Here is a 9,899-nt window from a genome sequence, read left to right as displayed (position 1 = left end):
ATTTCCCAAAAATTTAAAAAAACGATCTTATCTTCAAAAAAAAAAAAGAAGGGAAAATATTTCTAGTGTCGAAATAAAAAGGAGCTATATAAATGGCTAGCTCCAGAGCCCAGTGCATACGGTGTTTTACCCTAAACTAATAGGAGGGAAAAGGAATGAAGGAAAAAAGAACGATTACCCCAGAGGATCTGTATAAGCTCAAATCTGTATCAGATCCTCAGCTTGCAGCAAATGGGGAGGATTGTTTATTTGTAGAAACACAAATGCTTGAGAAGGAAAATAAATATTGCTCCAATTTGTTTTACATAAACACGAAAGAAAAGAATAAGCCTATTCAATGGACATTTGGGGAAAACAGAAATTCCTCCCCACGCTGGTCTCCGGATGGAACGAAAATTGCTTTTGTTTCGGACCGGAGCGGGAAAGGACAAATTTATGTCATGGATGCTAAAGGAGGGGAGGCACGCCAGCTAACGAAATGTCCAAATGGAGCATCGAATCCGGTATGGTCTCCTGATGGCACTAGAATTGCCTTTAATGCAGCGCTCAAAAAAGATGAATCGGTCACTTCAGCTGAAAAGAAAGAAAAGAAGGAAGACCAACCCCCTGTTCCGCTTGAAGTTGAAAAAATGAAATACAAATCAGATGCCTCAGGATTTTGGGACGGAAAATATACTCATATCGCTTTTGTTGAAGTGGAAAATGGAAAGATCGAGCTGCTTACATCTAAAGAAAATGATTTTCAGCTTCATAGCTGGTCTCCTTGTGGAAAAAAACTAGCTATCACAGCAGATTTAAGTGAGGAAAAGGACACATCCTTTATAAATGATGTTTTTTTTATTGATATTGAAACAAAGAAGCTCCAGAAAATCACAAGTGGAACCGGAAGCTTCGGCCATGTTACATGGTCACCTAACGGAAAGTATCTTGGTATGTTTGGACACGAAAGAGAATTCAAAAATGCCACGCTATCAAAGATTTGGATTTACGAAACAGAAACGGAGAAGCTTCATTGCCTGACTGCTGATTCAGACTTATTAGTTGGCGATTATGCAATTGGTGATTTCCAACAGGGTACGGTCACCCCGGGAATTTTGTGGGGTGAGGATAATCACAGCTTCTATTTCCTAGCAACAGACCATGGCAATACAGTTGTTTACTATGGAACTATAGATGGAGAACTTTATCCGGCTCTTTTGGATCGCCAGCATGTATACGGACTTACAACCGGCGGGAAAATTGATCGGGCGGTTGTTGCTATTAGCAGACCAGCAAAGCCAGGAGATCTGCATTTCCTTAATGTGTCAACAGGTGAGTTGGAGCAGCTGACAAATGTGAATGAAGAATTCCTTAATGGCATTGACCTTGCAGAAGCAGAGCCATTCGAGTTTCAATCTTCGGATAACTGGAATTTACATGGCTGGATGATGAAGCCTGTGAACTTTAAGGAAGGAGAGAAATACCCGCTTATTCTCGAAATTCATGGTGGACCTCATACGATGTATGCCAATACATATTTTCATGAATTTCAAAGTCTTGCGGCTCAAGGATTTGCAGTCTTATTTATCAATCCTCGCGGAAGCCATGGCTATGGACAGACTTTCGTTGACGCTGTAAGAGGGGATTATGGCGGAAAAGATTATGAGGATATTATGGATGCGGTCGATCATGTGTTAGCTTCCTTTGATTTTATTGACAGTGACCGTTTAGGGGTCACAGGCGGAAGTTACGGAGGATTTATGACCAACTGGATTGTCGGGCACACAAACCGTTTTAAAGCAGCAGTAACCCAGCGTTCGATTTCGAACTGGATTAGCTTCTACGGTGTCAGTGATATTGGCTATTACTTCACTGATTGGCAAATCAAAAGCGGTCTTCATGATGTGACAACATTGTGGAAGCATTCTCCGCTTGCCTATGTCGACAATATTGAGACACCGCTGCTAATTCTTCACAGCGAGAAGGATTTCAGATGCCCAATCGAACAGGCCGAGCAATTATTTATTGCATTAAAGGATCGTCAAAAAACAACAAAGTTTATTCGCTTTCCGGAGGCCAATCATGAGCTTTCAAGAAGCGGCAAACCGAACTTAAGAATTAGCCGTTTAAACTATATTATCGGATGGTTTAAAGACTATTTATAGGATACTAGATTCAAAGCCGCAAGCCTAAAGCAGGTTTGTGGTTTTTATTTTTTAAGAATAACTAAATACAATAAATACCAGACTAAAATAAGAAACTTTTTAACTATGAAAGCAGTCTTATATGTTTGAAAGTAAATATCCAAAATTAAAAGGAAGGACTAGTAAAATGAGATCAGATCGATACCAACAGAAAAAACAAAAAAAGAAGAAGTGGAAATCAATTGTCCTCATTCTTTTTCTAATATGTTTCGGACTTATTGGCTATTCCTATTTTCAATATAAACAAGGGGTTTCACAATCCTTAAAGAAGGCAAACATAGAAACGAAGGAGTTTGAATTTCACGGTGACAAGGATCAGTATGGCGGCACAAATATTCTTCTTCTTGGCAGTGATGCACGAGGAAATGAAAAATCTAGAGCAGACACCATTATGATTGCTCAATACCATCCGGATAAAGGCACATATAAAGTCATTTCTATTATGAGAGATAGTTATGTAAATATTCCAGGGTATGGAAAACACAAGATTAATGCTGCTTTGGCTTTTGGAGGTCCGGAATTATTAAGAAAAACCATTAAGGAAAACTTTGATATAGACATTAAATATTACTCTATTGTTGACTTTAATGGTTTCGTTCATCTAATTGATGAAGCATTTCCACAAGGTGTAGAAATTGAGGTAGAGAAAGCAATGTCAGCCTATATCGGAGTAAATTTACAACCAGGATTACAACGGCTTGATGGCAAGCATTTACTTGGCTATGTCCGATTCCGCCATGATGCGGTTGGTGACTTCGGCAGGGTTGAAAGACAGCAAAAGGTAATTAAGGAAGTCGGGTCACAATTAAAGAGCATTCAAACAATTGCGAAGCTGCCAAAATTAGTCGGTGTGATGACACCGTTTGTGAATACAAACATGGATACAACTGATATTCTTTATATAGGCAAGGATTTTATTTCAAAAGACATTCAGGATATTGGGACTTTACGAATTCCTGTAGATGGTTCTTACAGCAATCAAAGAGTTAGCGGTTCTGGATCTGTTCTAGCAATAGATCTTGAAAGAAATAAGCAGGCAATTCACGAATTTTTGGCAAAATAACATTCTTTTTCCCAAAAATGGGTGTACAATTAAATAGAAAGAGGTAAAAATATATACGATTACACACAACAACAGCTCGAAAGTAACAAGGAGACATTAAATGGAGTTAGAATGGCTTAAAGACTGGTTTACACTTGAACATATAATGGAATTAATAGATAAATATCGTTCCTTTGGCCCGCTTCCAGGTATTTTGTTGCCCATGCTCGAAGCCTTCTTGCCATTTCTTCCGTTATTTTTATTTGTAATGGCGAATGCAAATGCTTTTGGTTTATGGCTAGGCTTCCTATTTTCATGGATTGGGGCAACAATAGGAGCGTTGTTAGTTTTCATATTAGTGCGGAAGTATGGACAGCGCCGGGTGCTGAGGATGCTTAAAAGGCATTCGCAAGTCCAAAAGCTTATGGCCTGGGTGGAAAGACATGGATTTGGTCCGTTATTTATTCTTTTATGCTTCCCTTTCACGCCTTCAGCGGTAGTAAATATTGTTGCAGGTCTATCAAAAATTAGTATCGCTCAATATATGCTTGCGGTCTTAACAGGAAAGCTCGTCATGATATTTACGATCAGCTTTATTGGATCTGATATTAAATCACTGGTCACACAGCCGATTCGGTCTGCGATTGTAGGAGTTATTATCTTTATCCTTTGGTATGTTGGAAAAAGAATTGAAATAAAAATGAATTTAAAGATGGAAAGGGAAAGGGATTACCAAGAGTAAATGCTGGAAGGGAGGAGAAAAGATGAATGAGGGAATAAAAAAGGAAGGAATTGAGTGGATAAAGGCATTTGCTATCGGAATTATTATTTTTGCTTTTATACGAACCTTTTTCTTTTCTAATTATATAGTTGAAGGTGAATCCATGATGCCGACCCTTGAAAATGGCAATAAATTAATTGTCAACAAGATTGGAACTCAGATTGGTGAGTTGCACCGGTTTGATGTCATTGTCTTTCACCATAGCAAGGAAGAAGATTTTGTGAAAAGGGTTATTGGTTTGCCGGGAGATAAGATTGAATACCATAATGATGAGCTCTATATTAATGGAGAAAAAGTATATGAACCATACCTCGAAAAGTTTCGAAAAGAGGCAATTGGAAGTATGCTGACTGGAGATTTCACTTTAATGGAAGTTACTGGTACTGAGACGGTCCCAGAAGGAAAGATTTTTGTTCTAGGAGATAACCGTGCAAAAAGCTGGGATAGCCGTCATTATGGATTAATATCTGTTGATCAAGTAGTCGGAAAAGTAAACCTTAGATATTGGCCGATTGATGAAATGGATATTTCTTTTTAAACTGCTAGCTAATATTTTCTGCGCTGGACTCGAAAACTCGAGTCCTTTTTTTGAAGGAAAATGTCTGCTCTATAGCGAAGTTAAAATAAATAATATTTTTTTAGAAAAAGTAATCGGAAAATTAAGACTTTTGGAAGCGAGGGAAGTAATTTGTTCAAATCTATGCCTATTATCCGAACGAAGCTTCTCGTTCCAGATGTGAAAATAGAATCCATTAGAAGAGCAGCCTTAACGAAAAAAATGAAATCAATTTCCCGTTATCCTTTGACCATTATTCATTCAGGAGCGGGCTACGGGAAAAGTACGGCACTGGCACTTTTTGTGAACGATGAGAAAAAAGACTGCAGCTGGTATTCAATTTCTGCGGCTGATGACGATATTCTTCCTTTTCTGTCCTATTTAATTTCCTCGATTCAATTTTCTTTTCCAGAGTTCGGCAAGAACCTTGCTTTAATGATGAAGGATATGGACAGGTATATTAGAGATGAAGAAATCAATATGCTTAGTTCCCTATTTATTAATGAACTGCTATCTATCGAAAAAGAACTATTTATCATTTTAGATGATTTTCATCAAATTGAACAATCATATACAGTCAATCGATGGATGGAAAAATTGCTTGATCACATACCTTCGAATATTCATTTTATTATTTCCAGCAGAAGCCGTCCAATGTGGAAACAGCTGACGAAAATGAAGGTATGTAATCAGTTAATGGAAATCACGAAAGACGATCTCATCATGACAATGGATGAGGCAGAGCTTCTGCTAAATGACTATTATGATATAAATGTTAACGAAGAGGAATTAGCACAAATTTATGCGTTAACTGAGGGATGGGTAATTGCCATTGGGATGATTGCACAGCAAATTCCGGAAAACGGTGATTTTTCGAACTTACATTCAAAATCATCACAATCTCTCCAAGATTTATTTCAATATTTGGCTTTGGAGGTTTTTGCGAAGCAGCCGCCAATTATCCAGCAATTCATAGAACAGACGTGTATTTTCGATGAACTAAGTGAAGAGATTTGTGACTCTGTATTAGGCATAACGGGTTCATCCTCAATCCTTAATCAAATTATTGAAAGGAATTTGTTTATTTATCGTATCGGAGAAAAGCAATTTAAATATCACGCATTATTTAAAGAGTTTTTAGAGAATCAATTAAAGGTAAAGGATCCAGAAACTTTTCGGTCTTTGCATGAGCGAACCGCCCGTTTTTTTGAACGAAAAAAACAGTGGGAGGAGGCCTTGCTGCATTATGAGAAAATCCAGTATAGCGATGCCGTTGCTTCCGTCTTAAATGAAGTTGGCTTTAGGATGCTAGAGAACGGGAAGCTTGAAAATCTCTATGACCGGCTCATGTTTATTTCAGATACGGAAAAAGACAAATTTTATCCCCTTTGGTTTTTGCAAGGGGAGGTTTTGCGGTATTGCTCCAAATACAACGAGGCAGAGGCATGTTATATCAAAGCTGCGCAAATGGCTGAAGAAAAAAATAATTTGCTCGAAAAAAGTCGAGCACTTGAAGGACAGGCAAAAATCTATCTAGACACGATTCAGCCGCATAAAGCCGAAAGAATTCTTTTTCAGGCAATTGAAATAAGAGAAAAATATGATATTCAGTCCAAGGATGAAACGGCCAAACTCTATCACCTTCTTGCAGAAAACTTGTTAAACTCCGGTCAGTATATGAAAGCTGAAAAATGGATCAAAAGAGCCGGCAATCTGAAGGGACCTCATTTTAATAACAGCCTTGAGGCGAGATTATATTTGCGAACTGGAAGATTCAGTAAAGCTAGGAATATATTATTGAATGATAAAAAGAGAGAAGGCTCAGAAAAAACGCCCTTGCCGCAATCTCATCGGGAAACAGATATTCTTCTTTCTCTAATTGAGGGACTTACCGGAAACGGAAATCAAGCGAAGTCACTTGCACAGGAAGGGATTCAGCATGGAATAAGCATAAAAGCCCCTTACGTGGAGGCGTGTGGCTGGATGAGAATGGGTCATGCCATTCAAATTGTTAATGATTATGACCTAAGCTTAGCAGAGAAGTGCTATGAAACAGCACTTGAAATAATGACCCGGCTGCGAATCGAGAGAGGCAAGGCAGAGCCTCTTATGGGGCTTTGCTTACTATATGGGAGCAAAGGGGAATTCGAAAGAGCAATAGCAGCAGGTGATGCCGCCCTTGTCGAAACGGAAAATGTAAAGGATATTTGGTTATCGGCTCTTATTCAGCTTGCGATGGGTATATCAGCTGTTTACAGCAAGCATTATTCTTATGGATCTAAATATATTCAAAAGGCATCCAGCCATTTTAATGAGTGCGGAGATCAATACGGAAGCATGCTCTGCCTTTACTGGCAAACGTATATCTCCTTTAGCCAAAATGAACTTCCATCCCTTTTGGAACTGCTGCCCATTTTATTAAAAGAAGTGCAAACAGGAGAATATGAGTTTATTTTTAATAAAAGGACTATGTTTGGTCCAAGGGATTTGCAAATGTTTGCTCCTATTCTTATTGAGGCACAGAGACAAAAAGTCATGCCGCAATTGGTAGCAAGGCTGCTGCAGGAGATGAATTTATCAAAGGTTGACTTTCACCCTGGCTATACACTTAAAGTCAGTACTCTTGGAAGGTTTCAAATATGGCTAGGTGAAAAAGAGGTGGAAGAGAAGGATTGGCAGAGGGGAAAGGCTAAAGAATTACTGCAATTATTTATTACCCATCCTCATAAATTGATTCCAAAGGAGCAAATTTATCAGCTTCTATGGACGGATCAGGATGAAAAAAGCGCGGCACGAGATTTCAAAGTGGCATTAAATGCTCTTAATAACGTCCTTGAACCGAACCGGAAAGCAAGAAGAACACCCTTTTTTATCATGAGGGAAGGAGCAGCATACGGGTTAAATCCTCATGCCGTTCTTGAAGTCGATAGCCTGGTTTTTGAACATTGGGTGACAGCTGGTTTGGAAGAAAAGAAAACAGAAATGGCTATGAGTTATTTAGAAAAGGGACTTAAGATATACAGAGGAGACTATTTGCCAGAGCGCAGATTTGATGATTGGTGCCTGAATGAGAAAGAAAGATTATCCGTCTTTTTTATTAGGGCAGCGGAAAAGCTAGCTCAGCTTTATGTGAGAAGTGAGGAGTATGACAAAGCTATACATTGGTGCAGTAAAATACTAGAGAAGGACCGCACATGGGAGGAAGCCTATCGACTGACGATGTATTGCTATTACAGGAAAAACAACCGCCCCTTCGCACTTAAATGGTACCAAAAATGCTGTGAAATATTGGAGGAGGAGCTTGGCGTTCCCCCGCTTGATCCAACACGTCATATGTATGAAATGATTCTAGAATCAGGTAACACACTAAACTCAGTTAGGCAGCCATAAAGGCTGCCTTTTTCTGTACTCAATCGCTTCCGTTCTTCAGATGTCTAGCTCTGGCGCCTAGAGCATATGCTAGTCCTGAATACATTCAATAGACAATTCTATACTAGGTTTTCGTCACCGGTCTCTCCGAAACCCTTACATTGGACAATTCAATGTTAGGGCTTAAGTCTAGATTTCTCCAAAACCCTTACATTGAAAACTTTTATGTTAGGGTTTATACTCCTCACTTCCATAAACCCGTGCATTGGATTCTGAATAAGGAACTCTCTGCTTTTCTATTTCTGTAACTCATTTGTAACCACCTGAGTTTATGATGGTTTCAATGCTAGGTTTTTATTTTGAAAAGTAGAAGGGGGAAGGAAGATGACAGCAATGTCGCGTAAAATGGGCTTTATTTGCATGCTGATCCTAGTGATGCTATTCACTAGCGCCTGCAGCGGAACAGAGAAGACTGGAAACACTGGAAAAGAAAACACGAACACAAACACAAACACAAATAATAATAACACAAGCGAGCCTGAAGAAACGAAAAACAGTGAGCCAATCAAGATCGGTGTGCTCGCTTCACAGACAGGAGGCCTTGAATCCTATGGGAAGCAAACTTTACAAGGATTCGAACTAGGTCTTGATTACGCAACGAATGGCACGAGAGAGGTAGCAGGAAGAAAGATTGAAGTATTCATAGAAGATACGGAAACAAAACCTGAAGTAGCCGTTCAAAAGGCAACGAAGCTTCTTGAAGAAAATGGAGTGGATTTCTTAGTAGGGTCTTCGAGCTCAGGAGATACACTTGCTGTCCTCCCGCTTGCGGAAGAATATGAAAAGATAATGGTTGTTGAACCAGCAGTGGCAGACACGATTACTGGATCTGAATTTAATAAATATATTTTCCGGACAGCTCGTAACTCCTCCCAAGATGCGGTGGCAGGAGCAGCAGCGATTGCAGGAGATGGTGTTAAAATTGCAACTCTCGCACCAGATTATTCGTTCGGACGGGATGGGGTAGAAGCTTTTAAGGAAGCAGCAATTAAGCTTGGAGCGGAGATTGTTCATGAAGAGTATGCCGATCCCGCTGCTACAGATTTCACGTCAAATATTCAAAAAATCATTGATGCTAAACCAGATTATTTATTTGTTGTCTGGGCAGGTGCAAACTCCCCATGGAATCAAATCGCTGATATGAAGGTTCAGGAAAAAGGAATAAAGATTTCGACAGGGGCGCCAGATATTCCTGCTTTATCTACAATGGAGCCGCTGATTGGCATGGAAGGATTTACCGTATACTATCATGATTTGCCAACGAATGATATTAACAAATGGCTAGTAGAAGAACATAAAAAACGCTTTAACGGTGAAGTCCCTGACTTATTTACTCCAGGTGGAATGACCGCAGCTATCGCCATTGTCGAGGCATTGAAGAAAACAGAAGGAAAAGCAGATGCCGATACATTAATTGCAGCAATGGAAGGAATGAGCTTTGAAACGCCGAAAGGAAAGATGACTTTCCGTCCAGAAGATCATCAAGCACTACAAACGCTATATGCTATTAGGCTGGAGAAGAAGGATGGAGTCCCTTATCCGGTTCCAGTGTTAATTCGCGAACTAAGCCCTGAAGAAACAGAACCGCCAATCAGAAACTAAGAATGACGGGAGATTTCCCACAGAAACAATGAACTTCGGTGTTATACCGAGGTTCATTGTTTCTATAACTAATTAAAAAGCCAGGTGGTGAATGAGAGTGAAACCAATTATAGAGACAAAGGATTTATCCATTACATTTGGCGGCCATACGGCTGTGGACCGTGTAAGTATAGCAGTTCCTGAAAACCACTTTAAGTCTATTATTGGCCCCAATGGAGCTGGTAAAACAACTTTCTTTAATCTATTAAGCGGACAGCTAATGCCAACGGAGGGGCAGATTTTCTTCAGAGAAAAAGAGATTACTAA

Annotated in this window: 7 protein-coding genes; all 7 read left to right on the top strand. The window is 39.4% G+C overall.

From position 1 onward, the window contains the following. The first annotated feature begins 155 nt into the window (after positions 1–155). Positions 156–2,144 carry a S9 family peptidase gene (locus V7164_RS16825; protein ID WP_335354661.1) on the top strand — a complete coding sequence of 663 codons (1,989 nt, stop codon included), beginning with the start codon at positions 156–158 and terminating at the stop codon, positions 2,142–2,144. Between the two features lie 166 nt (positions 2,145–2,310). Then, positions 2,311–3,246, top strand: coding sequence for an LCP family protein (locus V7164_RS16820; protein WP_335346087.1), 936 nt, complete (start codon positions 2,311–2,313; stop codon positions 3,244–3,246). A 100-nt stretch (positions 3,247–3,346) separates the two neighbouring features. Continuing rightward, positions 3,347–3,967, top strand: coding sequence for a TVP38/TMEM64 family protein (locus V7164_RS16815; protein ID WP_335346088.1), 621 nt, complete (start codon positions 3,347–3,349; stop codon positions 3,965–3,967). Positions 3,968–3,989: 22 nt separating this feature from the next. After that, the gene (lepB, locus tag V7164_RS16810) at positions 3,990–4,544 is read left to right on the top strand and encodes a signal peptidase I (protein WP_335346089.1); all 555 of its coding nucleotides are present in this window, start codon (positions 3,990–3,992) and stop codon (positions 4,542–4,544) included. Positions 4,545–4,694: 150 nt separating this feature from the next. Next, positions 4,695–7,952, top strand: coding sequence for a BTAD domain-containing putative transcriptional regulator (locus tag V7164_RS16805; RefSeq protein WP_335354660.1), 3,258 nt, complete (start codon positions 4,695–4,697; stop codon positions 7,950–7,952). Positions 7,953–8,324: 372 nt separating this feature from the next. Next, a complete protein-coding gene (locus V7164_RS16800; RefSeq protein WP_438824724.1) occupies positions 8,325–9,593 on the top strand; it encodes a substrate-binding domain-containing protein in 1,269 nt (422 codons plus the stop codon). 97 nt (positions 9,594–9,690) lie between these two features. Further along, positions 9,691–9,899: ATP-binding cassette domain-containing protein (locus V7164_RS16795; protein ID WP_335354658.1), on the top strand; the 209-nt coding region annotated here is incomplete at its 3' end.

The organism is Bacillus sp. JJ1474 (assembly GCF_036965225.1).
In the GTDB taxonomy this organism is placed as follows: domain Bacteria; phylum Bacillota; class Bacilli; order Bacillales; family Cytobacillaceae; genus Cytobacillus.
Note: the sequence above shows the minus strand (reverse complement) of the source record. Positions and strands in the feature narration are given on the sequence as shown.

Bases quoted from the DNA above. Each gene is read 5' to 3' on its own strand.
- V7164_RS16800 (WP_438824724.1), top strand. From the start codon at position 8,325: ATGTCGCGTAAAATGGGCTTTATTTGCATGCTGATCCTAGTGATGCTA.
- V7164_RS16820 (WP_335346087.1), top strand. From the start codon at position 2,311: ATGAGATCAGATCGATACCAACAGAAAAAACAAAAAAAGAAGAAGTGG.
- lepB (WP_335346089.1), top strand. From the start codon at position 3,990: ATGAATGAGGGAATAAAAAAGGAAGGAATTGAGTGGATAAAGGCATTT.
- V7164_RS16815 (WP_335346088.1), top strand. From the start codon at position 3,347: ATGGAGTTAGAATGGCTTAAAGACTGGTTTACACTTGAACATATAATG.
- V7164_RS16825 (WP_335354661.1), top strand. From the start codon at position 156: ATGAAGGAAAAAAGAACGATTACCCCAGAGGATCTGTATAAGCTCAAA.